The sequence below is a fragment of the Neobacillus notoginsengisoli genome (assembly GCF_003515685.1).
GTDB classification, from domain to species: Bacteria; Bacillota; Bacilli; order Bacillales; family Cytobacillaceae; genus Bacillus_D; species Bacillus_D notoginsengisoli.
Window position 1 is genome coordinate 26,426 of the sequence record NZ_QWEG01000022.1, and the last position, 24,413, is coordinate 50,838.

At 43.0% G+C, this 24,413-nt stretch carries 29 protein-coding genes, 2 tRNA genes and 2 rRNA genes; 10 read left to right on the forward strand and 23 right to left on the reverse strand.

Annotated elements, in window-relative coordinates:
• The first annotated feature begins 37 nt into the window (after positions 1 to 37).
• A complete protein-coding gene (locus D1B31_RS22055; protein ID WP_118924560.1) occupies positions 38 to 238 on the forward strand; it encodes a hypothetical protein in 201 nt (66 codons plus the stop codon).
• 30 nt (positions 239 to 268) lie between these two features.
• Here the strand turns inward: D1B31_RS22055 and D1B31_RS22060 are convergent, their stop codons facing one another.
• Positions 269 to 493, reverse strand: a complete 225-nt coding sequence (locus D1B31_RS22060) for a helix-turn-helix domain-containing protein (protein ID WP_118924562.1) — start codon at positions 491 to 493, stop codon at positions 269 to 271.
• A 405-nt stretch (positions 494 to 898) separates the two neighbouring features.
• Here D1B31_RS22060 and D1B31_RS22065 point away from each other — a divergent pair, with 405 nt between their 5' ends.
• Complete coding sequence (locus tag D1B31_RS22065; protein ID WP_118924615.1) at positions 899 to 1,129, forward strand: DUF771 domain-containing protein; 231 nt, start codon at positions 899 to 901, stop codon at positions 1,127 to 1,129.
• Between the two features lie 148 nt (positions 1,130 to 1,277).
• Here the strand turns inward: D1B31_RS22065 and D1B31_RS22070 are convergent, their stop codons facing one another.
• On the reverse strand, positions 1,278 to 1,538 hold the full coding sequence (locus D1B31_RS22070; RefSeq protein ID WP_118924564.1) for a hypothetical protein: 261 nt from the start codon (positions 1,536 to 1,538) through the stop codon (positions 1,278 to 1,280).
• Between the two features lie 283 nt (positions 1,539 to 1,821).
• Here D1B31_RS22070 and D1B31_RS22075 point away from each other — a divergent pair, with 283 nt between their 5' ends.
• The 3 genes from D1B31_RS22075 to D1B31_RS22085 are packed head-to-tail and all read left to right on the forward strand — an operon-like array spanning position 1,822 to position 3,811.
• Complete coding sequence (locus tag D1B31_RS22075) at positions 1,822 to 2,007, forward strand: hypothetical protein (RefSeq protein WP_118924566.1); 186 nt, start codon at positions 1,822 to 1,824, stop codon at positions 2,005 to 2,007.
• Complete coding sequence (locus D1B31_RS22080) at positions 2,004 to 3,161, forward strand: FtsK/SpoIIIE domain-containing protein (RefSeq protein WP_118924568.1); 1,158 nt, start codon at positions 2,004 to 2,006, stop codon at positions 3,159 to 3,161. Before D1B31_RS22075 ends, D1B31_RS22080 begins: the two co-directional genes overlap by 4 nt.
• Complete coding sequence (locus D1B31_RS22085; protein WP_118924570.1) at positions 3,158 to 3,811, forward strand: replication-relaxation family protein; 654 nt, start codon at positions 3,158 to 3,160, stop codon at positions 3,809 to 3,811. The genes D1B31_RS22080 and D1B31_RS22085 overlap by 4 nt, the downstream gene beginning before the upstream one ends.
• A gap of 57 nt (positions 3,812 to 3,868) precedes the next feature.
• Here the strand turns inward: D1B31_RS22085 and D1B31_RS22090 are convergent, their stop codons facing one another.
• The 8 genes from D1B31_RS22090 to D1B31_RS22125 form a co-directional block, all read right to left on the reverse strand.
• The gene (locus tag D1B31_RS22090) at positions 3,869 to 4,312 is read right to left on the reverse strand and encodes a hypothetical protein (RefSeq protein ID WP_142922615.1); all 444 of its coding nucleotides are present in this window, start codon (positions 4,310 to 4,312) and stop codon (positions 3,869 to 3,871) included.
• Positions 4,313 to 4,496: 184 nt separating this feature from the next.
• Entirely contained in the window at positions 4,497 to 4,691 is a 195-nt protein-coding gene (locus D1B31_RS22095; protein ID WP_142922616.1) for a hypothetical protein, read from the reverse strand.
• Positions 4,692 to 4,993: 302 nt separating this feature from the next.
• Positions 4,994 to 5,173, reverse strand: coding sequence for a hypothetical protein (locus D1B31_RS22100; protein WP_118924576.1), 180 nt, complete (start codon positions 5,171 to 5,173; stop codon positions 4,994 to 4,996).
• Positions 5,174 to 6,094 (reverse strand): phage major capsid protein, encoded by a 921-nt coding sequence (locus D1B31_RS22105; RefSeq protein ID WP_158587652.1) that lies wholly within the window; start codon positions 6,092 to 6,094, stop codon positions 5,174 to 5,176. It abuts the gene before it with no gap.
• Positions 6,095 to 6,288: 194 nt separating this feature from the next.
• Complete coding sequence (locus D1B31_RS22110) at positions 6,289 to 6,840, reverse strand: hypothetical protein (RefSeq protein WP_142922618.1); 552 nt, start codon at positions 6,838 to 6,840, stop codon at positions 6,289 to 6,291.
• 309 nt (positions 6,841 to 7,149) lie between these two features.
• A complete protein-coding gene (locus D1B31_RS22115) occupies positions 7,150 to 9,570 on the reverse strand; it encodes a virulence-associated E family protein (RefSeq protein WP_204563060.1) in 2,421 nt (806 codons plus the stop codon).
• A gap of 44 nt (positions 9,571 to 9,614) precedes the next feature.
• Positions 9,615 to 9,923 (reverse strand): hypothetical protein, encoded by a 309-nt coding sequence (locus D1B31_RS22120; protein ID WP_118924582.1) that lies wholly within the window; start codon positions 9,921 to 9,923, stop codon positions 9,615 to 9,617.
• A gap of 95 nt (positions 9,924 to 10,018) precedes the next feature.
• Positions 10,019 to 10,291 (reverse strand): MerR family transcriptional regulator, encoded by a 273-nt coding sequence (locus D1B31_RS22125; RefSeq protein WP_118924584.1) that lies wholly within the window; start codon positions 10,289 to 10,291, stop codon positions 10,019 to 10,021.
• Between the two features lie 170 nt (positions 10,292 to 10,461).
• On the opposite strand from D1B31_RS22125, the gene D1B31_RS22130 reads away from it, so the two are divergent.
• Both D1B31_RS22130 and D1B31_RS22135 read left to right on the forward strand, forming a co-directional pair.
• Positions 10,462 to 11,088: a helix-turn-helix domain-containing protein gene (locus tag D1B31_RS22130; RefSeq protein WP_118924586.1), complete on the forward strand. Its 627-nt coding sequence runs from the start codon at positions 10,462 to 10,464 to the stop codon at positions 11,086 to 11,088.
• 15 nt (positions 11,089 to 11,103) lie between these two features.
• Entirely contained in the window at positions 11,104 to 12,270 is a 1,167-nt protein-coding gene (locus tag D1B31_RS22135) for a site-specific integrase (RefSeq protein ID WP_118924588.1), read from the forward strand.
• A gap of 135 nt (positions 12,271 to 12,405) precedes the next feature.
• Here the strand turns inward: D1B31_RS22135 and D1B31_RS22140 are convergent, their stop codons facing one another.
• The 3 genes from D1B31_RS22140 to groES all read right to left on the reverse strand — a co-directional run bounded on the left by D1B31_RS22140 (position 12,406) and on the right by groES (position 15,570).
• On the reverse strand, positions 12,406 to 13,365 hold the full coding sequence (locus D1B31_RS22140; RefSeq protein ID WP_158587653.1) for an Abi family protein: 960 nt from the start codon (positions 13,363 to 13,365) through the stop codon (positions 12,406 to 12,408).
• A 235-nt stretch (positions 13,366 to 13,600) separates the two neighbouring features.
• Complete coding sequence (gene groL / locus D1B31_RS22145) at positions 13,601 to 15,235, reverse strand: chaperonin GroEL (RefSeq protein ID WP_118924592.1); 1,635 nt, start codon at positions 15,233 to 15,235, stop codon at positions 13,601 to 13,603.
• A gap of 47 nt (positions 15,236 to 15,282) precedes the next feature.
• Positions 15,283 to 15,570, reverse strand: coding sequence for a co-chaperone GroES (groES, locus tag D1B31_RS22150; protein WP_118924594.1), 288 nt, complete (start codon positions 15,568 to 15,570; stop codon positions 15,283 to 15,285).
• A 347-nt stretch (positions 15,571 to 15,917) separates the two neighbouring features.
• Here groES and D1B31_RS22155 point away from each other — a divergent pair, with 347 nt between their 5' ends.
• Together D1B31_RS22155 and D1B31_RS22160 are read left to right on the forward strand one after the other, a co-directional pair.
• A complete protein-coding gene (locus D1B31_RS22155; protein ID WP_118924596.1) occupies positions 15,918 to 16,652 on the forward strand; it encodes a CPBP family intramembrane glutamic endopeptidase in 735 nt (244 codons plus the stop codon).
• Positions 16,649 to 16,849 (forward strand): YdiK family protein, encoded by a 201-nt coding sequence (locus tag D1B31_RS22160; RefSeq protein WP_118924598.1) that lies wholly within the window; start codon positions 16,649 to 16,651, stop codon positions 16,847 to 16,849. Before D1B31_RS22155 ends, D1B31_RS22160 begins: the two co-directional genes overlap by 4 nt.
• Before the next feature lie 9 nt (positions 16,850 to 16,858).
• Here the strand turns inward: D1B31_RS22160 and D1B31_RS22165 are convergent, their stop codons facing one another.
• Complete coding sequence (locus D1B31_RS22165) at positions 16,859 to 17,530, reverse strand: redox-sensing transcriptional repressor Rex (RefSeq protein WP_118924600.1); 672 nt, start codon at positions 17,528 to 17,530, stop codon at positions 16,859 to 16,861.
• Positions 17,531 to 17,597: 67 nt separating this feature from the next.
• Entirely contained in the window at positions 17,598 to 18,092 is a 495-nt protein-coding gene (moaC, locus tag D1B31_RS22170; protein ID WP_118924602.1) for a cyclic pyranopterin monophosphate synthase MoaC, read from the reverse strand.
• A 288-nt stretch (positions 18,093 to 18,380) separates the two neighbouring features.
• Here moaC and D1B31_RS22175 point away from each other — a divergent pair, with 288 nt between their 5' ends.
• A complete protein-coding gene (locus D1B31_RS22175) occupies positions 18,381 to 20,297 on the forward strand; it encodes an ABC-F family ATP-binding cassette domain-containing protein (protein WP_118924604.1) in 1,917 nt (638 codons plus the stop codon).
• A 218-nt stretch (positions 20,298 to 20,515) separates the two neighbouring features.
• Here D1B31_RS22175 and tsaD read toward each other — a convergent pair whose 3' ends face one another.
• From tsaD to D1B31_RS22215, 8 genes are all read right to left on the reverse strand, one after another.
• Complete coding sequence (tsaD, locus tag D1B31_RS22180; protein WP_118924606.1) at positions 20,516 to 21,538, reverse strand: tRNA (adenosine(37)-N6)-threonylcarbamoyltransferase complex transferase subunit TsaD; 1,023 nt, start codon at positions 21,536 to 21,538, stop codon at positions 20,516 to 20,518.
• Positions 21,535 to 22,005, reverse strand: coding sequence for a ribosomal protein S18-alanine N-acetyltransferase (rimI, locus tag D1B31_RS22185; protein WP_240035391.1), 471 nt, complete (start codon positions 22,003 to 22,005; stop codon positions 21,535 to 21,537). Before rimI ends, tsaD begins: the two co-directional genes overlap by 4 nt.
• Positions 21,998 to 22,699: a tRNA (adenosine(37)-N6)-threonylcarbamoyltransferase complex dimerization subunit type 1 TsaB gene (tsaB, locus tag D1B31_RS22190; RefSeq protein ID WP_118924609.1), complete on the reverse strand. Its 702-nt coding sequence runs from the start codon at positions 22,697 to 22,699 to the stop codon at positions 21,998 to 22,000. The genes rimI and tsaB overlap by 8 nt, the downstream gene beginning before the upstream one ends.
• Positions 22,680 to 23,150, reverse strand: coding sequence for a tRNA (adenosine(37)-N6)-threonylcarbamoyltransferase complex ATPase subunit type 1 TsaE (gene tsaE, locus D1B31_RS22195; protein ID WP_118924611.1), 471 nt, complete (start codon positions 23,148 to 23,150; stop codon positions 22,680 to 22,682). Before tsaE ends, tsaB begins: the two co-directional genes overlap by 20 nt.
• Positions 23,151 to 23,760: 610 nt before the next feature.
• Positions 23,761 to 23,837: transfer RNA gene (locus D1B31_RS22200), tRNA-Asp, on the reverse strand.
• 6 nt (positions 23,838 to 23,843) lie between these two features.
• Positions 23,844 to 23,917, reverse strand: a tRNA-Met gene (locus D1B31_RS22205).
• Between the two features lie 25 nt (positions 23,918 to 23,942).
• Positions 23,943 to 24,058: ribosomal RNA gene (rrf, locus tag D1B31_RS22210) — 5S ribosomal RNA — on the reverse strand.
• 227 nt (positions 24,059 to 24,285) lie between these two features.
• Positions 24,286 to 24,413: ribosomal RNA gene (locus D1B31_RS22215) — 23S ribosomal RNA — on the reverse strand; the annotation flags it as partial.

Below are 24,413 nucleotides of genomic sequence, written 5' to 3' on the forward strand. Positions count from 1 at the left end.
GATTATAGGTACAACCTATAAAGGAGTTGGACACCTGATGAAAACTTTACATGTTTATAAAGAAAATGGCGAATTTGTTATAGAACGTGTAAATGAATTTAACCATGCCACAAAGCGATTATTTGTCACTGAAGAAGGTTTGAAAGAAGGTTTAGATTGCTATCGTCCGGTTATCGCCGGTTATAAGGTAGCTGTCGATGTGGAACTTATTGCTCTGGTAAGAGATAGGTTAGATTAAGACAGTAGGGCAGCCAATCGGCCGCCCTTTTTACATGCTCCAAAAATCATCCGATTTTACTCCTGGATCAACTTCTCTTAAAGCCTTTAGTATCTTGGCCATGGTCCGGCTATTCGGCGCGCGATCCTTATCGGCGGCCAGGGCATTTATCGTATTTCGGTTCACCCCTGACTTTTTGGCCAGCCATGATTGAGTGATTCCTCTTCTATCCAACCATTTGCCTAATTTAGTCCGTTTTTTCCCTAATCCAAACATAAAAATCGCTCCTGATTTGTTATTCCCCCGGGTATCAACCCATCCTGTCCAAATAGCCTCAAAAAAATACCCAATTTGCATAAAAAATTAGTCAACTTGGACAACCAGTGCTGAATAGTATCTACCAAGGTTCCGTTTTAGGCAGCTGTCACGTTAATAGTAAAATAAGTGATTTGATTTTAATTAAGGTATTAATCAAAGTATCTTTATCAAAGTAATTAAGCTTAATCTCCACAAATTTAAAGAAATTAAAAATCTGTTTAGAAGGAGGCGGAGCCGGAAGGCCTGAAGGGGGAGTGTGAGGGGGATTTAGAAAATTCAGAAAATTAAATGTCTGAATTGTATCCATTAAGCCAACAATATTCCTGCAGGCCGAAAAACAAAAAAAGGGGGAGATTAATCACAATGAAAAAAGTTTGGTGGGAAATGCGTGATCTCGAGCAGGCCACAGGATACAGCGATGACTGGCTGAAAGAAAACATCCTACTCCAGCCACGCTACAAAAAGATTCTAGATCTAGAAAACGGCGGTTTTGTTTATTACCCCGAAAAACGCGGTGAAAAGTGGTTATTCATAGCATCTAAAATGGAGGAATTCTTAGAAACCTACTTTAGCGAAATCTTTAAAAAAAATTAATTGATAAGTTTTGATTATTTATTAATAAAAAACAAATAAGAAAAAGTTATAAATTAATTACACAAACAATGGGCAGGGAATTGAAAAAGAGGGACTTTCGAACATTTTTGTGCAAAAGTCCTTGATATAGAAATTAAGTAAAAACATTTCAAAAGCTCCTATGTTCGTTTATAGACACGAAATCCCTTTTAGATAATTCCGGGAACTCAACAGCAGCTGGATCTACTTCTCTTAGAAAACAAGAAACAGCATTCTTTGTTGCAATAGTCCACCTACTTGTAGATATCCCGCCTTCGGAATAGCACCGAATCCGTTCTTCCATGTATTCCATTGATTTACCTTTTAAATAATACTCTTCAGTCTCATCATCACGAAAAGTAACATTTAAAACAAAATATTTATATTTCATTCTAATACCTCCCTTTTATTGAGAAATTCGACAAAAAAACGGATTCACCTTTGATAAAAAAAGAAAATTTTTGTTATAAGAACCCCCCTAAACTGGGGTATAGGCGACAACTTAACCTGTCGCATGCAACCTGTCGCCCCATGCGACAAGTCCAAACCAGTCCCAGCATGGGTTCGAGGCTATTTGAAAATCCGGACTTCAACCGGCTTTTACGCCACCTAAAACTAGGGGGTTGGAGATTTGCCAAGTTGTCGCCTGTGACCAAAAAAAAGGAGGAATTTAAATGTTTGAGGCACCTTTGTTAATCGCAGCTGGCGGGATTCTAGTCACGGCATTAACGGATTCTCTAGCTGATTCGTTGGGATATCATTGGCTCGGAACGGTTGTAAAAATCGCGCTCCCGATTGCCGGTTTTGCAGCAGGAATATATTTTCTGGAATTCAATCCAATGCTGAGGTGGCTGCCATGAACTATTGGGTAAAACTGAAGGCACGGCATAAACTCATCAAGGCCTTCCGATATGCCGGCGTTTACAAGACCGTAGGAACCGATAATCGCAAAATATTCCCCAAAATCCACAAATTAGATCTCACTACACATTCCGAAGAATATGTTTTCTCGCTTCCGAGCGGACTGGATCCGCAAATTCTAAAGAAAAACTTTTTTGCCTTTCAACAAGTATTCGGAACCTCTATTTCGCTCGAAGGTGAAGTAAAAACCTTTGTCCTAAAAGTTTTCTCGCATTCCTTACCTTCCGAATTAACCTATAACTTCGAAACCTTCGATTCACTCATAGAATTTATGAGGTTGCCCATCGTGGCCGGGATGGACTTAAACGGCGATTGGATAACGTTCGACCTAGTTAAATATCCGCATATCCTGATTGCCGGCGAAACAGGTTCCGGAAAGTCTACTCAACTGAGAAGCGTTCTAAGCACCATAATTCAAGCGTTATCGCCTAAACGACTAGAACTATACCTTTGCGATTTAAAACGCTCAGAATTCCATATTTTCAGGCACATAGAACACGTTCGCGGGCTGTTCGTTACTCCAAAAGAAATGGAACCCATGCTGAACCACATTCAAAAACAAATGCAAGAGCGGGGCGATCTGTTGGATCAGCACGAGGAAATTCATATTGACGACTTGCCGCCAGCGTTGCGGCCGCCTTATATCGTCCTATGTATTGATGAGGTGGCCTTATTGCAAAAAGAAAATGCCATTATGGAGCTTGTCGAGGAAATTAGTGCAATCGGAAGGGCCCTTGGAGTGTTCCTAATTCTTTCGATGCAACGACCAGATAGGAAGGTACTGGACGGCAAGTTAAAGAACAACCTGACTGTCCGTATGGGCTTCAAATGCGCCGATTTAATTAATTCAAGAATCATCGGCACTCCTGGAAGCGAAAAATTGAAGGAACCAGGCCGAATGTTTCTAAAGCTCCCTGCATATTCCGATTTAAAAGAAATTCAGGCTCCATATTTAGGCACGAATGAAGCGAAGAAACTTTTAAAGGAGTACAGGTGCGCGAATCCTAAAAAATCGAAAATGAAGCATTCTGATGCTTCTGTAATTGATTTGAAGGAAGTTGAAGAAAATGTGTTTGGGGTGTTGGATGAATGAAGAAAAGAGACCTGGCCATCATTAAGGATCTAGAACGATTCCGTTGCATGACACGTGACGACATTATTGACCTTCACTTTCCGGGCCTAAAACAGCCGGTTACATGCTGCAATACTGTTTTAAAACGGCTTAGGAGGGATGGCCATATCGAGGTGAATAGGGATCGCCTGCCTTACCTTTACTTCCCTTCCCCAGCTGGCATTAAGAAGGATTCAGCAAAAATACCGCATTTCTTAAAGATTGTGGAGATATACAAAGACTTACTGAAATACGAGACTCCGAAATCCTTCCTAGTAGAGCCTAAATACGGGAAGGGATTCATGGAGCCTGATGCCTTTATGATCTGGAAGCGCGCGCCGTTCTTCGTGGAGATTCAGCGCTCAATATACTCTGAAAAAATCATGAATGAGAAAGTGACCAGATATGAGGCGTACTATTTAAGCAGAAAATGGGAGGATGAGTCCTGGCAATCAGCAGACAAGAAGATTTTTCCGCCTGTAGTGGTCATCACAGACACCAGGTATAACATTGAGAGCGCATATGTCCGGTTTATTCAAGTACAAAATATTGAGCAGCTCGTCAGCCTGTATACTCAGCCTAAAAAGAAGATTGACGTTAAGCCAGTGACATTAAAATTGAAAACAAGCTAAAGGGGAGTCGATTACTCGGCTTCCCCTTTTTTTATTAATAAATAAGCTCCACCAAAGTTATGAATCTGGAGAGAAAAGTTGTAGATATTGTCCTGGTACTTCTCCAAAATAAAGAACCTCTGGATAATAATTAGGGTTTATTGTATTGGAGTATTTTTCAAACGCCTTTAACCATCGTTCTTCAATTGCTTTATAATTCTGGACATAGTATTCAAAAGGAAACCTGGTATTCCAATAAGATTCTGCAAATCCTTTTAGGTCTTCGTCTTTTACGTCACACTGTTTTAGTTGTGTTATAACCGTACTAAGGTTAAGCGAAAAAACCCAAAGTTTACTTTGATCCAAGCAATCAGAATCGACGAACAAACCAGAAAAAGGAACAGGATCAGGTTCTAACCATCCCATATTGATAAAATCCCTTTTAAATGTGAAAAACACACATTTACTTCTCTTTAAATTAATATGGTTTGGTCGATATTTATCAATTACTCGATTAGCCATTATGGTCTCTTCGTGATTGAATAAAGAAAAAATTCGTCCTCTGTAAGTAAGACCTTGTTTTAATATTCGATTTACTAATATTTTGGGTGTTCTATGGAATAGTTGTGTCATATTTTTTTCATCATCTCCTTTTTGCCTTTAGAGAGGCGAGATGGCTACCAGCTGCCTCTCCAAAGGGAGATTGCTATAGTGATTTTCGAGCCGCTACCTTCAACAAAGTTGGTACATGAACAGTATTTACTATTCGGACATGGTTTTTAAAAGCCTCAATTTCATCATCAGAGCCATTTGAAGACGTTCTATTTTCCACCATTGCTTTGAATGCTCTTGTGCAATTTAAGAAGGTATGAAGGTCTTGCTTTGAAAGTTTACCCATCATTTTCACCTGCCTTTATCTATCTCCTGCATTTCTTTCCATCCGGATTTTTGAGCCTGCCGTTTTCAATTTCAAATGTACCGATAAGCGAGGATGTATAAACGCCATCTGTTAAACCTAAATCGTTTATCATTGTCTCCTGCTGGACAGTCCTATTGTTAGAGATTGCATTGTAGGATCTGCATCTCGGACATTTGATAACGGCCGTTCCCCTAACCCGTGCCAGAAATTTTTCACACTGATAACATCGAAATGCTGGCAAGTCCACCACTCGTTACCCCCCATATATGTCGACAAAATAAGCCTTACTCTTCTCGAACTTCCTCAGCTTGGGCTTCCTCAGCTTGAGTATTTTCATCTATGAAAGATTGGAGCCATAATTCCAAATCATCCAGCTCTTTGCTAAGCGTCGCTTTTTTTTCTTCGAGCTTTAACTGGGCTTCTTTTTTGAGTTTTTGCTTGTTTCTACGCCGTTGGCTGGCCATTTAATTGCCTCCTTTTAAAGGGATTTCGGCATAAATCAACTGGGTTGTTTTTGGAATAATCTTCACATCTAGTTCCTCTACCCCTCTAAAAACATGGAACGGTCTTTCTAGCCCAAAAGGATTTTTTGCTAAGAGCACTCTAACTTCGGGATAAGAGAATAGTTTTACTGTTCGTTTAAAAGATCCATAAATAAATGGGGCTTTTCCTTCTTTCGAAGGTAGGTCATCATTCGAGTAAACTTCAAGTCTATAAATATCGAAAAACCGTTTTGGCCCCTCGTTTTCAACTTGCAAGTATTTAACCGGATCCCCATCAGCTGTTAGGTGATTAAACTGCTCTAGCCCGTCCTGGTTAGTCACGATTAAAACTTCATTTTCCAAAGCAGGATTTAAATCCATATTTAACGATGTCTTCAAATCCACCACGCTTCCTAATTGTTTAGGAGTAAGGCTTGTCCGGATAGTCTTAAAAATCAGCTTGTTTTCTGTTTTTGTTGCTTTTTCCGCGTGTGCATTTTCAAAGAACTTTAACAGATCAAATGCTGTATCTCTGTACAGGCTTTCAGAAATCGGAGTAAATGATCCGTATTTTTCTATTTCCCACCGGACGCCTTTCATTTTTAAAGCCTGTTCATTTATCTCTGGTCCATCAAAATCTGAATCGATAAGGTGTAGCTCCTCATGGTTTGCTTCGTCCTCCGTCGAATAGATCCCTGAACGGGCAGAAACCGAAATGACATCAACATACTGGCTCATGGATTTGTTGTGTTTTTTTGCTCTTTCGATATCGCTTCTCAAATCCTCGGGCAGTAAAATATTCTTGTCATCCGTTGTTAGCAGGTTCCTAATCTCCCCTGGTAATTCCTTACCGCGAAAATGTGAGTTGATGATACTTCTAGTATCAATTGTTTGTTTTGTCATTTTGTTCAGTCTCCTTAAAAAATTTGTATTTTGGGAGTGAAAACGCCCGAAAAATTTCATTTTGCGAAAAAAATTCGCGCGAATGGGCACAGGGGGTGTTGGTGGGCTCGTTAAAAACTTTTTTGACTCCCCCTACCCCTTAAGCTTGAAAACTTCGGCTCAAAGGCGGCCAAATTCCCAAGCGCTTGGGATTTTCACTGTTCTTGCAGTTGCAGTCCTAGCTGGTATCGCTTATACCTTTGTGACTCTGTAATCCGCTTGATCATCTCTTCTTGAATTGCTAAACAGAGTTTGCTTTCTGCCGCTTTTACGATTAAATTAAAGCGTTCTGATGCAAAAAACCTAATGTTTCTATGCTTTTTAAAGTATTTAAATCGAATCGCCAGCTGTTCTTTTGCCGTCAGTTGGCTAAACTCTTCCTCAAACATACGGGCCTTCCTGTCCTCTCGTTCGATTAACGATAGGTATCTTTCTTTCTCCTCGATTATCCGTAGTGCCGTGGACTCCGCTCTCGAACTGGATGTATACAGTAACCCGGTGGCGTAATCGACGTGGGTAATAGTTGGAGCAATGTCATCATATAAGGACTCGAAGTATTCTTCCTTATTCTCCACTAGCCGCCGATGCCGGCTCCTGGCGTAGACATAGCGAGAAAGTTCATAAAGCCCGATCTCTTCATTAATCGAATTGTGTTGGTACATCATCAGGATGGTTAGGTCGTATCTAAAGCCTGGGACTTCATGCAACCTTTCACCTCCCTCCATGGTCATCCCCCGCAATCTTCCGTAATTCTGCCTAATTCGAGAATTTAACAGATAAATATCATTTGTTCTGATACAGCCAAAACCCCATAGCACCAAGGGTTGAAGGGGTTTTCCCGGGTAAAATGAACAGATGTCACACATACTTCTCTATATATACTGCCAATTAGACAGATTAGGCGGCGTAGGTAATTCCCCTTTCTGCCTAATCCGCTAAAATACTCTTTTAATATATTCATCTGATACATCTGATACAGAGGGATTAAAGCCTTGTTTGACGGGATTCCCACCGTATCAGTGGGTTGTAACAGTTTGTTGTTCGGTATGATACATCTGTTCCACTCTATTCTCTCGCTCGAATACGGTTTGAAGGCCATACCTGCCGTGCCGGGCTCTTCCGTTATTCCCTGAATATCTTCTCCAACCGGGAGTGTTTTTCAGAATTGAATTAATCTCCCTTGCCTTCGCCGTGGTAAATTTATCTTGCGGCTGGCCAAGCATTTCGCACCATATTTCTAGCGCGCAGACACGGTCTCTTATTCCAACCTGGGCACCTGGTAAGAGGTCATAGCCCCAAGGCTTGTCCAAATATTCTCGAATGTAACCTGCCAATGAGCTTTCCTCGGTATATGCCTTTTGAAGCTCCCTCGCCCTCTGTTCAAGATGATCCGGCAGCAATAATGGCTCACCTCTCTTAAACAGTGTTACAGCTTCAGCCCATAACTGGTCCCCTGGAAAATTGATTCTCCTACCAAAATCGACTGGATGAACTCCAACGGCTACCGGCCAAAAGCGGCGGTTCCCAGTTTGGTCCTTTAAAGGCTCATCATCATTCGTGGATGCAATAAAGATGCATTGTCTTGGATACTCTTTTACCAGCTTGGCGTAAGGTTGCCTGAACTTATCGACCTGGGCACTTACAAACCGTTTAATTGCCTCCACGTCAGCCTTCCTTAGCGCCGCCAGCTCTCCTAGTTCGATAATCCAGCTTCCCTGGATCTGCCCGTAGGCGTCCTTCCCCCTGACGTCATCCAGTGAATCCGTATACCAATCGCCGCCTAATAAAGCTAGCAAACTACTTTTTCCGATACCTTGCTTACCAATCAGAGTTAATACGTAATCGAATTTGCACCCCGGGCGATAAATCCTGGCCACGGCACCGACCAATGTAAGCCTGGTCATTGCTCTTGTGAGCTCATTGTCTTCAGCTCCCAGATAATCAATCAGCAATGTTTCGACTCGGGGGATTCCATCCCAATGCAGCTTCGACAGATATTCCTTCACCGGATGGAACTCGGATGAAAGAAGTATTTCCGAAAGGGCGTCATCGATGACGGCACGGCCCACAATCCTGTAATGCTTCGAAAGGAAATTACGCAAGGCGGAAATGTCGTCATCCTCAAGTCGTCGCGGCTTCCTAATCTGGCGCCAGGGTACGCTGCCAAGTAAAAGCGGCTTATCCCCGAATACATCTCTAGCGAATTTCCCTACAAGAGCGGGGTCGTTCTTCAGAATCAATTCGACATTCTCGGCGCTGGCCACAAATCCGTTGCCATTTGGTTTTCTCTCGAGTTTTTCAAGCCAGTTTGAACTTTTTACATCGAAACCGGGCCGCTCGCTAAATTCGTCTTTCAATCTTTCCCGGTTTACCCGTGGATCCTCGGCGGCGAATTTTACCATGCTTCCATACGAAGGCAGCTTATTTACCGGGGTATCCGGCTTCGATTCGCTGTCCATTTCGCCAAATTTATGGATTCTGACAAGGTCAAACGCATTTACCAATCGGCCGCTGCAGGGATCAGTCGCATGATGTGAAAACAGGAACTGGCCGTTATCGTAAACCACAGCCCCGCCCACCGTAGAACCACCGACATAGGTATAGCGGCCGCTGCCGTCATTAAGAGCGGTATAAAGCCCTGGAAGGAACGTCTCAATCGCTGTGGGAATATCGTACTGTCTGCAAAACGCCCCAATGATACCGGGCTTTTCTTCCGGGTTTCCCTGCTTTGCTGCTAGCCTGATCTGCTTCTCAGGTGCACCTGGAACCTCTGGCCACTCACTTATGTTTCTCCAATCGTTGTATGTAGCTAGGAGTCCGTCCACGTCAAGAAACGGCTTATCTCCGTATTGGAAGATATATTGACTGTCAGAGCAACAGGACGGCCAGTACATGAGCCTTGAGGCTTCGAACGTGGTTGGATCAGCCAGTTCCATGCCAATGAAAGATGCCAGTTTTCGGGAAAGCGGCTCGTATTCGTCAGCTGAAACAGTTCTGTTTAGAGGAACCAATATTCTCAAGCGAGGCCGGGCCTCTTCGTGCTTCCTGGTGCTGTAGACAGCATAAGCGCACCCTAACCCCTCCACTCTCTTTAAAACGTCCTGGGTGCCTCCGGGATAGATATTATCAAGGTCTAGCGTGATGACGTCCCTGCCTAAGACGTTGTTGGCTTTACGGCGATTTCCAGCGAAAGTACCCGCGACAAACCCGCCTACGTCCTTTAATTCATCTTGCTGAGTTTTCGGAAGCTGTAGATAAGCTTGTAACGTTTCGGCCCCTCTAAAAGCAGTCTCGAGCTTCCTTACCAGTTCGGACCAGTAGAGGACTTGCGCTGGCCAGTGTACTGCCTTCCTGCTGCCGGCAGCTGATATCATTATTTGTTTATCGAATTGGAAAGCCCCAATATTTCTTGCTATACTAGCGGTAACACTACTCACAACTACTTCTCACCTCCCCTCAAAGGGATTAAGCGGTTTTTTCTCTATTTGCCCTTGTTGCCTTTCGAATCTTCAAAGCGACGAAGGGTTTTTTGTTTTTCTAATGCCACCCAATCCCATAATTCCGTTTGATGGCTAAACGGCCTCCCGTTAGCTTCTAAAAATAAAAGCGCATAAGGTAGAGGACTTAATCGAACGGAACGAATCTCGCTCTTTCGAATGCATTGAGTACCGTAATAGTCGAAAATCAATTCCTGGCTCTGATTTAAAAACTCGTAAACTGACGGCGCAGGATGTCGAAATTCGATTTCTTTATTGCCCACATGTACCAGAAAATCAGTGTAATCATTCATACCGTATCACCTCCTTTAAACGGTCGTTTTTCGACGTCTTCCAACAGCATTTTTCGCGGTTAGCGCTAAAAGAAAAGCCCCTTTGGGCAAATACTTTATGCTCTCTTCCTTTTATCAGCGGACCAGCGATCAATGTAAGCCTGGACTTCATTTCGGTTAAACATCCATTTAGTGCCTACCCGCATCTTCGGGAAATTTGGATCGCTTAGAAACGTTTTTTCAATTGTTGGCCAAGACAACGAAAGCATTTGGCAAAGCTTCTTGGAATCTAGCAACATTGAATCAAGCTCCATCCTGTCTAACCTCTTTTGCACCTCCATTTGAAACATTGCCCGCAGCTCATTTTCATCAAGCTTTAATTCGAACATGTGCTTCTCCTCCTTCAATAGTTGCATTAAATGCAACTTTATATGATATTTTCATAATATTATTAAATTGTTGCATTGTAAAGAACATTTACAAAGAATTTTAAAAAATGTTTGTTAAAATGCAACTTGAGGGGTAAAATAATTTTAGATATAAAAAGGAGGAGCAAAGAATGTTTTTTTCGGGAGAAAGATTGAAGGTTGCTAGGCAGTATAAGAAATATACGCTTGAAACCCTTGCTGATAATCTGGAGCTTCTTTACGGGATTAAAATTAATAAAGGGATGATTTCCAGATGGGAGAACGGGAAGGCCAAACCTCGCGATTCAACCCTTGATGCTCTTTCCGTCGTCTTAGAAGTGCCCGTAGAATTTTTAATGGGGAGAAACGATTTCGGTAATAACTTGATGTTTCTTCGTTTATCTTCCGGACTGTCTTTGGAAGAGTTGAGCGAAAAAAGTGGGATACTTCAGTCTACTATTGAGCTATCTGAAGCGGGGATATTCCTTCCACAAAATGAAGCTGAATTGCAAAAATTAGGCGAGGCATTAAATGTCGATGATTTACGGAAGTACATAATGGATAGAATAGATGAGCCTAAACCATTAACTGTGGAAGAGCATGAAGATTGGCTCGGTACAAGTTCGGAGGCTGGACACGTTGACAGCCAAAATGCCGATGATCTATATAGCATACTTAACAGCAATAACGTTTTACATTACAAAGGCAGAGCCCTCAGCAGCAATGAACTAGACAAAATAAACAAAGTTATAGAAGCCATTCTTGAAATTGAAGAATAAGAAAGGAGGTCACCAATGGCCAAATTTAAACAGCGCGGCAAAACTTGGACCTACTATGTTTATGTTGGCATTAACCCATTAACTAAAAAACGGATTGAAGTTTCGAAAGGCGGATTCAAAACAAAAAGAGATGCACAAGCAGCTGCCCGTCTTGTTGAGTTGGAAAAAGAAAATGGTACTCTGATATTGGAATCAAAGATTACCTTTGGGCAGTTTGCCCATGACTGGCTAAAGACTTATAGCCGCAGCGGAGTAAAAAAAAGCACCGTGCGAGCTAGGGAAAAGGAAATGAAACATTTTATTAAGGTATGGTGGTTATATCAAATTGGCCTTATTACAAAGAAGATGTACCAGGAAAGAATGTTGGATTTATCCGAAAAGTACAGCCAAAACTACATGGATGGGATCGCGGCCACCGGCAGAATGATTTTTGGCCATGCTTTTGAATTAGGAATCATAAAGGTTAATCCAACTGAAGGGTTCAGGTTGCCAAAGAAACAACTAACAGTTGAGGAACTGGAGAATCAAGAAGAGGACATTACTTTCCTGGAGAAAGAGGAACTTTCACAATTTCTTAAATTATCTGCCACAGAAGGCCTAGAAATGGACTTAGAGGTATTTACCACTCTATCCTACTCCGGAGTGCGAATAGGTGAACTACTGGCCTTTAAATGGGCAGATTTTGATGAGAAAAAAGGGACATTGAGGATAACAAAGACTCTGTATAATCCAAATAACAACATTGAACAATACGAACTCCTCACCCCTAAAACCAAAGGATCCGTGCGTACAATTAGGATTGATGATTTTCTGGTGAAACTGTTAAGAAAACATAAGATTAGACAAAAAGAAATTCAGCTGAAAAATAAACCTATCTACCAGGATGAAGGATTTATCTTTGCCCGCGATGACGGTCGGCCGCAGCTGAGGAAAGTCATTGAAACTAGGCTAAAGCGGCTCCTAAAAAAAGCAGGCATTACAAAGAACATTACCCCTCATTCATTTAGACATACACATACTTCATTATTGATCGAAGCTGGGGTAGGTATAAAAGAGATTCAGCAACGTCTTGGTCACACCGATATAAATACGACGATGAACATTTATGCTCACATGACCGCTAACATGGAAGAAAAGGCCTCCCAGCAGTTTAGCAAACTGATGAAAGACCTTCTCTTGTAGGCGGTTTATAATTAAGTAATACAAAACGGCCATCCACAGTATTTGGTGGACGGCCGTTTTTAAAAAATAAACTAAGGGTGAAGACGTCCTTCACCTGTACAAACCGAGCGAATCGATTTTTTCCTTATGTCAATACTACACAGTGCTTTTAAGAAAGTCAACTATTTTCTTGAAGTAATTGTAAACTGAGACAAGAGAAAAGTGTTTTGAATATTCGGCCTTTAATCTTGTGCTCCTTTTCAATAAACCATCGACATCATCATACCTGACTTTCTTCATCGGTTGACTAGTTACATACTTATCATACACAAAGAGTAAAGCCGTTATGTCATGAATTTTTCTGTTGGATAATCTTTTTCTCCTCACATCTTTGGAAATAGTCTTTATATTTCCAACAAAGGTAGTGACTGGACGGGCAATGGGTCCGGTTATTTGGTTAGTAGCTACTATGTCCAAAATTAGCGGACTGTTATGGGCTGCTGAATTGCGAACGTTCTTGACATACTTCAGAACCTCATAAAGATCAGCGTATTTTTTGGGCTTATTTTTATATACGTAATAAAACTCAAAAAACTTAACAAACCCACCGAACGGAATAATTTCAAACAGCACCCATACCGGACATTTTTTATGATGCTTTGTATAAAGACCGTTATTATAATGCGATGAGTCTTTCATAGGATTCATATAATCATCTAGCTTTCTTCTCTCGTGCGCAAGAAAATCATCTACAATCTTATATCCATCTTCAGAGCGATCATTCGTTATATCCGCCAGGACTTTTGTTTTAACAGAATGTTCGATATCAAGGCACATTTGCAAAACTATATAACGCAGTCGCATGTCTATGGTGGCTAAGTCATATAAGTATGCAAATTCTAAATTAATGTATTCTCCCTTTGCATTTTTGCTGAAATTCTTTCTATATGCAGTGATTTTATAAAAATAATTGGATTCCTCCAGCATCTTCCTGGCTTTCGTCTTACTAATGATGTTAAAACCAACCTTTTTATTGTCTAAATGCTTAATCATATCAGCAAAAGAAAGTTTTATTTTTCCGGAAGCAGTAACAGGCGCTTGGTTAGCTTGTACCAAAAATCTCCCCCCTTCCCCATAAATATACAAAACGTTCCTTTTTTTCCTATCTACCATTATACTGGAAACCAAGACGGAATTGAATAAATATTTGAAAAGAAAAAGCCATCAACAGTTACACAACTGCTAATGGCTTTAAAATTTATCAAAATTTAGCGAAAGGAGGACAATTAGGAGGACAAACCAATCTATAAACCCTCAAAAACCTTGATACATAAGGTTTAAATGATGTTTATTACATCATGCCGCCCATTCCGCCCATTCCGCCCATGTCAGGCATTCCGCCGCCTGCACCAGCTGGTTCTGGCTTGTCAGCAACGACTGCTTCTGTTGTCAGGAACATAGCCGCAACGGAGGCCGCATTTTGAAGTGCGGAACGTGTAACCTTAGTCGGGTCAACGATACCGGCTTCGATCATGTTTACCCACTCGCCGGTTGCAGCGTTGAAGCCAGTGCCAAGTTCTTCACTCTTCAGGCGCTCAACGATGACAGAGCCTTCAAGGCCTGCGTTTTGGGCAATTGTCCGGACAGGCTCTTCCATTGCGCGAAGCACAAGCTTCACACCAGTTGCCTCGTCACCTTCAGCCTGGATTTCAGCAACTTTACTGTATACGTTTAGAAGGGCAACGCCCCCACCGGAAACGATTCCTTCCTCAACAGCAGCGCGTGTGGAGTTCAGGGCGTCTTCGATACGAAGTTTGCGCTCTTTCAGTTCAGTTTCAGTAGCAGCTCCAACCTTGATGACAGCTACGCCGCCAGCAAGTTTTGCAAGGCGCTCCTGAAGCTTTTCACGATCAAACTCGGAAGTGGTTTCTTCCAGCTGAACGCGGATTTGGTTTACGCGTGCAGCAATGGCAGCGGAATCTCCTGCACCTTCAACGATTGTTGTATTCTCTTTTGAAACAACAACCTTGGAAGCGCGTCCGAGTGAGTCGATTGTAGCAGATTTCAGGTCACGGCCAAGCTCTTCAGTGATGACTTCAGCTCCAGTTAGTGTAGCAATGTCTTCCAGCATCGCTTTACGGCGGTCACCGAAACCAGGTGCTTTAACAGCAACAGCGTTGAATGTTCCGCGAAGCTTGTTTACAACCAATGTAGCAAGTGCTTCACCTTCAACATCCTCAGCAATGAGTAAGAGTGGCTTGCCCTGTTGGACAACCTGCTCAAGAACAGGAAGAACTTCCTGAATGCTGGCAATTTTCTTGTCCGTAATCAGGATGTATGGGTTATCAAGAACAGCTTCCATTTTATCGGAATCAGTGATCATGTATGGGGAAGCATAGCCACGGTCGAACTGCATACCTTCTACAACATCCAATTCAGTTGCGAAGCCTTTGGATTCCTCAATTGTGATGACGCCGTCGTTGCCAACGCGCTCCATAGCTTCTGCAATTAGTTGGCCAACCTCCTCGTTGTCAGCTGAAATAGCAGCAACTTGGGCGATTGAATCTTTCCCTTCAATCGGTTTGGAAATTGTCTTTAATTCTTCAAGAGCAACCCTTGTAGCTTTCTCGATCCCTTTGCGGAGAACCATTGGGTTAGCGCCTGCGGTTACGTTTTTTAGGCCCTCACGGATCATTGCCTGTGCTAGGACTGTCGCAGTAGTCGTACCGTCACCAGCAACATCATTTGTTTTGCTTGCAACTTCAGCAACAAGCTTTGCACCCATGTTTTCAAATGCATCTTCAAGTTCAATTTCTTTCGCAATCGTTACACCATCATTTGTAATAAGCGGCGAACCGAATTTCTTTTCCAAAACAACGTTGCGCCCTTTAGGCCCAAGTGTAACTTTTACAGCATTAGCAAGTGCATCGACACCGCGAAGCATCGCGCGACGTGCGTCTTCACTGAACATAATGTCTTTTGCCATTATTTAAAACCCTCCTCAAATTGTTAAAATGAACAAAACTAATTCAATTATTTACCGATAACAGCTAGGATATCACTTTCACGGAGAATCAGGTATTCCTGTCCTTCGTACTTCACTTCTGTTCCGGCATATTTTGAGAAGATGATACGGTCGCCTTCAGAAACCTCTACGGCAACTCGTTCTCCGCTGTCGAGTACACGGCCAGTGCCAACTGCAACAACTTTGCCCTCCTGCGGCTTTTCTTTTGCTGTATCAGGAAGTACGATGCCGCTGGCAGTCTTTTCTTCAGACTCAACAAGCTCAATGACAATGCGATCACCAAGTGGTCTTAACAAATCAAACAACCTCCTCAAAAAAGTTATGTAGAATTTTATTAGCACTCTATCACATCGAGTGCTAACACAATTATTATAATAATAAATCCTCTTTTTTTTTGCAAGCGAGAAGCATGAATTTTTTAAAAAGAAATATTGAATGGAGCGAAGGGCAATGACTAATCCAGAGAAGTGGAAATGAACCTTAAGAGTATAACCGCCTTGCCAAAAGATATACAAAAAGCGCTTCCTATTGAAATAACCTTCGTGTTAAGAGTAGAATGAAGAAAGGCACAGAATAGAGGAAACGGAATGTACTGATACTAACAGTAAGTTTCGTTTGGTTAATCATAAAGGAGTATGTCAATTTGAAACGGGAATACGGATGGATCCTTATTGTCTATATTGCTATGCAGCTTTCAAGCTTGGCAGGCGTCCCGCTCTTGACTTTTATTTTTGTAAAAACCGGGAGCAGCCTTCAAGAAGCGCAAATGAATGCATTGAATTCCTGGCTGCTTGTCAGCTTTTTCTCAGCATTCCTGATCATTTTATTTCTCTTGCGTAAGGAAATGTCCCTTTCTTTTAAAGAGAGGAATAAGGCTGATTTACCCGAGACAATTGGCTGGGCGATTGGCGGAATTTTTCTCGCTCTTTTCGCACAGGCCTCAGCTGCCTCGATTGAGCGAATGCTGGGCATTGAAATGGGTTCGGAAAATACGCAAAATATCCTCCGGATGATTGAAAGCTTCCCGGCAGTTATCTTCATCAGCTCTGTCATCGGTCCTATCCTAGAGGAAATTGTTTTTCGGAAAATCATTTTCGGGAGTCTTTATAAACGTTTTAACTTTTTTATCTCAGGATTAATCAGCTCTATCATTTTTGCTGCGGCACATATGGAGTTTGAACATATTCTTTTATACTCGGCAATCGGATTTACTTTTGCTTTCCTTTATATACAGACAAAGCGGATTATTGTTCCGATTTTTGCCCATGTTGCGATGAACACTTTGGTTGTGCTAATGCAAAGTATTTATCGTGAGGATATTGAAAAAATCTTGCGTCAAGCAGAACAACTGCAAAACTTTATCGGAGGGTTTTTATGAGGCAGTCACCGTTGTTTTCCGGCATCATTTACCTCCTGCTCGGAGTTCTTTTTACATACTTTGCGATCGGGAATGTCAGAACCGAAGGCTGGGGCTTCTTCTCCTATCTGCTTGTGATCCTGGCAACATTCGATCTTGGAGCAGGCATAAGGATGATCAGCTTTCATTTCAAAATAAAACGAAGTCTAAAAAAGTGAGCCTCGGGCTCACTTTTCTGTTTCAGCAGTATCCTCATTTACATCGGTTCCGGGATAGTTTTTCAAAAAATAGATTAACGATTGCAGTTCAACTGCCAGGTCAATGTGATGGACCCGAATGGATCCGGGTACATTCAGCCTTGCTGGAGTGAAATTTAAAATTCCTTTTACATTCGATTTTACAAGCCTGTCCGTAATTGGCTGTGCCACTGAAGACGGTACAGTCAAAATGGATACCGAGATTTGTTCCTCTAGTAAATGCTTTTCAAGATCGTCAAGATGGTAGACAGGAACATCGCCGATTTTTGTGCCGACTTTGTCCGAGTCAACATCAAATGCCAAAGCAATTTTCGTATTATTGTTTTTCAGGAAGTTGTAATTCAGGAAAGCAGTCCCTAGATTCCCGACACCGATTAAGGCCACTTTGGTCAGCTCGTCCTGGTCAAGTGTTTTCCGAAAAAAGCCAAGCAAATAGTTCACATTATATCCATAGCCCTTTTTGCCAAGAGCACCGAAGTAAGAAAAGTCTCTGCGGATTGTGGCTGAATCCACCTTTACTGCCTCACTTAGTTCCGCGGATGAAACTCGTTGTTTTCCCGAAGAATGTAAATTCTTTAAAAACCGGTAATAAAGCGGCAGCCGTTTGGCAGTTGCCTGCGGTATTTTCATTGTCTCACTCATCCATTGATCCCCTGCCCCTGTTTAGAATTGGTTCTCCGGCCAGTTAGCCGCTTAACTCCGAACCCTTTTAATCCAAACGTGCATCTCTTTTAAAATCACCATGTTTACCGCCTGTCTTCTCCATCAGATAGGTTGGGCCAATGATCATCCCTTTATCTACAGCCTTGCACATATCATAGACAGTCAATGCACAAACAGATGCGGCGGTGAGCGCTTCCATTTCCACCCCTGTATTCCCCTTTGTTTTAACAGAAGCTGCGATTAGCAATTTATGGCCTTTCGCCTCTTTTTCCCATTTAAATGATACATCAATCCCAGTTAAAGGAATTGGATGGCACATCGGGATGATTTCCCATGTTTTTTTCGCTGCCATTACCGCCGCAACCTGTGCCACGGCTAGGACATCCCCTTTTTTCATGCTATGATTTGTAATTTTTTCATATATATCATCATTCACAAGAATACTGGAATACGCAATGGCCGTTCTGGCCGTTTCAGCCTTCTCGCTGACATCGACCATTTTCGCCCTTCCTTCTTCATTAAAATGTGTAAATTCAGCCATCGTTAAACTCCTTTCGAAAAGCAATTTTAACAGAAACTATAAATTTCAGCCGCCTCCAGGGCATATCTCACCCTTTGTCTTATTAGTAAAATCATACACTATTTTTAGAAGGATGTGTATGACCTTTGTTCCTTCCTTCACAATTGTTAGTGGTTTTTAATGTTTTTTCTATTGTAACCGTGATTTTTTTAGCAAAAGTGCACTCCGGCTTCTTACCGCCGCCTTCGGTTCCATGATTGCCGCTCTCTCCCGAATACGTTACACTTTAGTAGTAATGGGGTGAAAACAATGATTTTGCTTCAAGTCAATCAACTTGAAAAATATTATGGTGCGGACCAGATTTTGTCGAATATAAAACTTGAACTTCAGAATCGGGACAGGGCGGCTCTTGTCGGCCGGAACGGTGCCGGTAAGTCCACCCTCTTGAAAATTATCGCCGGCCACATCAGCCATGATGGCGGCGAGATTATAAAGCCCAAAGACGTAACCATTGGCTACTTGGCACAAAATACAGGACTTGAATCCAGCCTGTCCATTTGGGATGAAATGCTGAAGGTGTTTGAACCTGTCAGGCAGTTGGAATTTTCGCTCAGGGAGCTTGAAATGCAAATGGCCAATCCTGAAGTGTTGGAAAATCCCTCAAAGTATGAACGGGTCCTTAAGGAATACGATGAGCTCCAAGTTCGCTTTAAGGAAATGGGCGGCTATCAATACGAGGCTGATATCCGATCTGTCCTCCACGGTCTGAACTTCCATACTTTTGATTATTCAACGAGCATATCCAGTTTAAGCGGTGGCCAGAAGACCCGCCTTGCCTTAGGAAAACTGCTGCTCGGGAAACCTGACATCCTGATATTGGACGAGCCGACAAACCACCTGGATATCGAAACACTTTCATGGCTTGAACAATACTTACAGAATTACAGCGGGGCCATTCTGATTGTTTCCCATGACCGCTATTTTCTCGACAAAGTTGTGAACCATGTATATGAGTTGTCACGACGCCAAATTCTTAAATATACGGGAAATTACAGCTCCTACCTCGTCCAAAAGGCGGAAAATTTTGAGCGTGAATTAAAACAGTTTGAAAAACAGCAAGAAGAAGTAGCCAAGCTGCAGGAATTCATTCAGCGCAATCTTGCCCGCGCCTCAACGACAAAGCGGGCTCAGAGCCGGCGGAAGAAACTGGAACGGATGGACTTGATGGACCGCCCTTCTGGGGATGAAAAATCTGCATCTTTTTCATTTGATATTGACCGGCAAAGCGGCAATGATGTCTTGCAGGCAGATTCACTTGCCATAGGATACGAGGAACCGATTGCGGAGAATATTTCTTTTGCCATCACGAAAGGTGACAGCATCGCACTGGTTGGCCCGAATGGAATCGGCAAATCCACTTTGCTTAAAACAGTCATTAAAACCCTCCCAGCCTTTTCAGGCAAAATTCACTATGGGACTAATGTTGCGATTGGCTATTATGACCAGGAGCAAGCGAATCTTCGTTCCAATAAGAGGGTATTAAATGAATTATGGGATGACTATCCGATGAAAAACGAAAAGGAAATCCGGACTGTTCTCGGCAATTTCCTCTTTTCTGGAGATGACGTTCTTAAGCCAGTTTCTACACTGAGCGGCGGGGAAAAAGCCCGGCTCGCCCTGGCAAAGTTAATGCTTCAGAAGGCAAACTTCCTGATCCTTGACGAGCCGACCAACCATCTGGACCTCGATAGTAAGGAAGTGCTCGAAAACGCTTTGATTGATTATCCAGGAACAATCCTGTTCGTCTCCCATGACCGCTATTTTATCAACAGGATTGCGACAAAGGTGTTTGAGCTTGAAAGGATCGGTTGTACCGAATACCTTGGCGATTATGATTATTTCCTTGAAAAAAAACAGGAAATGATTGAGCTGGCTGAATTTGAAAAGGTAGCCTCGGAGGCTTCAACTCAGATTCCTGTTGCGAAAAATGCGTTTTATCAGGATAAGGAATCAAAGCGGCTGGAAAGGCAACGCAAACGGAAGCTTGAAGAAGTTGAGGCACGAATTTCTGAGCTGGAGGAGTTAATCGAAGCAAATGAGGCACTTCTTTGTGAGCCAGAGGTTTACCAGGACCATGAAAGGGTATTATTTATTAACACTGAAAATGAACAAGCCCGTAATGAGTTAGATGAGTTATTGGAACAATGGGCAGAATTAGCTGAGTAAAGCGCAGGAGACCCCTGCGCTTTTCCACATTTTTATACACAACTGAATCCCTTTCATATCAGTTATCAACGGACTTATCCACTTTATCCACAAGTATTGAAGTTTTTATCCACATTATCAACAAGAACACGTGTGCTTATCCACAATTCAGCTTTTTCCTCTCAAAATCTTATCCACAAAAAAGAGGGTTGCTGATTTTTGCCAGCATCCCTCTATTACTAGTTATATTTTTCAATCTCCAAACCAGGATTGGCATTTAACGATAAGTCTGCCCTAATCCCTTTTTCAAACATCACACTGCCTGCCGCGGCAATCATCGCGGCATTATCCGTACAGAGGAATAAAGGCGGAATGACAAGCTCTACCTCTTCGCTTTTGCTAAAAGTATTATTAAGGGCGTTTCTTAACCCTTTGTTGGCTGCCACACCACCGGCTAGCAACACTTGCTTAACCCCGTATTGGCGGACTGCCCGCTCTGTTTTCGCTACTAATACCTCTATGACACTTTCCTGAAAGCTTGCCGCCAAGTCTTCAGGGGCAATTGTTTCACCACGTTGCTCCGCATTGTGGACTGTGTTAATAACTGCGGACTTTAATCCGCTAAAGCTGAAATCATAAGAGTCCTCTTCAAGCCAGGCCCGCGGCAGAGGGATCGATGCGGCTCCTTCCTGTGCAAGCCGGTCAATATGGGGGCCGCCTGGATAAGGCATATTCAGCACCCTGGCCACCTTATCGTACGCTTCTCCTGCAGCGTCATCACGCGTTTCACCAATTACTTCAAAATGGCCGTGCTCTTTCATATAAACCAGCTCGGTATGCCCTCCTGAAACAACGAGAGCCAGAAGCGGGAACTGCATCTCAGTGATCAGCCTGTTCGCATATATATGGCCTGCGATATGATGGACGGGAACAAGCGGCTTCTGATGGGCAAATGCGAGCGCCTTGGCTGCATTCACACCAATCAGCAATGCACCGACAAGGCCTGGCCCTTCGGTAACTGCAACAGCGTCAATATCTTTCATCGTAACCTCTGCCTGTTTTAATGCCTCTTCAAGTACGATGGTCATTTCCTCGACATGATGCCTGGACGCAATTTCAGGGACAACCCCTCCAAAGCGTTTATGGCTTTCAATTTGAGACGCAACCACGTTGGCGGCAATTTCTTGGCCATTCTTGACAATGGCAACCGCTGTTTCATCACAGCTTGTCTCAATTCCTAAAATCAATTGATCTTTTTTCATAGCTTCACCCACATCACAATTCCATCTTCCTGGTTATCGGTATAGTATTTCTTCCGGAGTCCGCCTTCCTGGAAGCCGTATTTCTTGTATAACGACCGAGCAGGGGTATTGGATACCCTCACTTCAAGAGTTGCCGTTTCTGCTCCCATTTCCTTTGAAACATCCATCACTTTTTTTAATAAAGCTTCGCCCAGTTTCCTGCCGCGATATTCAGGCAGAATGGCAATATTCGTAATATGCGCTTCATCCAAAACAACCCAGACCCCGCCATAGCCAATAATTCGATCATCCTCTTCAAGAACAATGTACACAGCATACTGATTATGGTTCAATTCATTGTGAAAAGCTTCCCTGCTCCATGGCAAAGTAAATGATTCGCGTTCCACAATCAAAATCTGGTCGATGTCCTCCTCACGCATGAACCGGAAGGTAACCGTTTCATTTTTTCCAGCAGCGTGGTTACTCATGGCTCCCGCCCCTTGCCTCAAGCCACTTTGCTTCCGCCTCAGCGAGCCTGATATAGTTCGGAACAAAAGAATGCACCTTCGCCTCCTGTTTATTCCTCCCAAGAAAAGCCAATTCGGAAGGCCTCGGATTCATTTCTGCCGGGCTGGCAAAAACCGCTTTGTCACCCATGATGGCTTCAATTTTTTCTTTATGGAGGGCAACATCATTTCCGATAAACAATGTCCTATCTCCCCGATTGGCAAGCATCGCTGCCCACTCCTCGAGCATCGTCAGCTGATCGGGTTCAACAGCGCTGATTTGGCCGTTATCGAACGTGTAGAGGCCCGTATAGACTTGTCCCCGACGCGCATCAAAAATCGGCGCAATGGTTCCTGCAAAATATCTTCCCGGCATTGCCAAAACTTCAAGGCTTGATACCCCGACAAGTGGAATCCCTAATGTCCACGCCATTGTCTTGGCAATCGTCACGCCAATTCTGACTCCAGTATAAGAACCTGGTCCCTCAGCCACGACAATTTTCTTTAAATCGGAAGGCTCCAGTTCCGCTTCCTTTAAGGCTGTTTCAATTGCCGGCATAATCCTAAGCGAATGGTTCCTTTTCAGATTGGTCATATATTCGGCAATCACCCTGTCCCCATCAGTAACAGCAACTCCGAGCGGATAATTGGATGTGTCAATTGCTAAGATCTTCATGAAAAAACTCCTCACATAATTGCTCATACCTGCTGCCCTTCGGCTTAAAAACGAGCCTTCTGCGATTATCTGGTTCATGATATAAATGAATGTCCAGCCTGCTTACAGGCAGCTGCTCGCCAATCAGGTGCGCCCACTCTATCACAGTAACTCCCTCACCATCAAAATATTCATCAAAGCCTAGGTCTTCACCTTCATCTGAAACCCTGTACACGTCCATGTGGTACAATGGCAGCCTGCCATGGTATTCTTTTATAATCGTAAAGGTTGGGCTGTTCACTATCCGTTTAATCTCCAGCCCCAGGGCCAAGCCCTTCGTAAAAGTAGTCTTTCCCGCACCGAGATCCCCTTCCAACGTGAGAACATCCCCGGGCTGAAGAAGCCTGCCAAGCCTTTCGGCAAATTGTATTGTCTCCTCTGATGTAGAGGTAATAAAGTCATATGTTTTCATTCAATCACCTGTATAAAGGATAAGTGTGCAAAAACCCTTAGGATCGCTCCTTTGGTTTGCCGGTTTACATGTATGTAGTTTACATGATTTTTAGGGAATGGGCAAAAAAGGTTGATTATTGGATGGGATTCATTAGTCTTTGTCTGAACTTGAGGGAACTTCGGACAGACTGAGGCTGGACCATGATTTTTTGTCCGAACTTGGTGTAACTTCATTGCTCTTCGGTTAATAAACCGTTCTTTAGTGACCGAAGGACCGGCTGTTCTTTGCTCTTCGGTCACTAAACTGTTCTTTAGTGACCGAAGGACCGGATGTTCATTGCTCTTCGGTTACTAAACCGTTCTTTAGTGACCGAAGGACCGGATGTTCATTGTTCTTCGGTCACTAAACTGTTCTTTAGTGACCGGAGGGCCTTTAACTTCAAAGAGACTGAGGCTGGATTCATGATTATCTCTCCGAACTTGAGGCGTCTTCGGACAATGAATAAATTTTAATATATTTTCTTCATAAAAAACAAAATACTACAGCCCAATAAGAACTGTAGTAATAAAAAGAAATAAAAAAAGACGAAACTATGTTTCGTTTTTCATTATCAAACTATTAAAGTAAATGGCGGTCCGGACGGGACTCGAACCCGCGACCTCCTGCGTGACAGGCAGGCATTCTAACCAACTGAACTACCGGACCAAATGATTGCGGGGGCAGGATTTGAACCTGCGACCTTCGGGTTATGAGCCCGACGAGCTACCAGACTGCTCCACCCCGCGACGATAAAATATATAAAATTGTACAGCCCGGCAGTGTCCTACTCTCACAGGGGCAAGGCCCCAACTACCATCGGCGCTGAGAAGCTTAACTTCCGTGTTCGGGATGGGAACGGGTGTGGCCTTCTCGCCATTACTACCGGACTATTTGGTTTGAGGTTCATTCCCTCAAAACTGGATAATGCAAGAAGAAGTTCGAAGAACGAATGATAAAATATATTTGTCTAGCTACAGCGTCCAGCGCCTAGTGTACTTCGCTCTTCTCCCTATGATAAGTCAACATCGAATCGCTCACGCTCTTCGTGTTTCCTTTATCTCAGTCGAAGCGCTCCAGTCCATACGCCGCTAAACGGACACTTCCGCTTTTCTATTTGGTTAAGTCCTCGATCGATTAGTATCAGTCAGCTCCACGCGTCGCCGCGCTTCCACCTCTGACCTATCAACCTGATCGTCTTTCAGGGATCTTACCAGCTTACGCTCGAGGGAAATCTCATCTTGA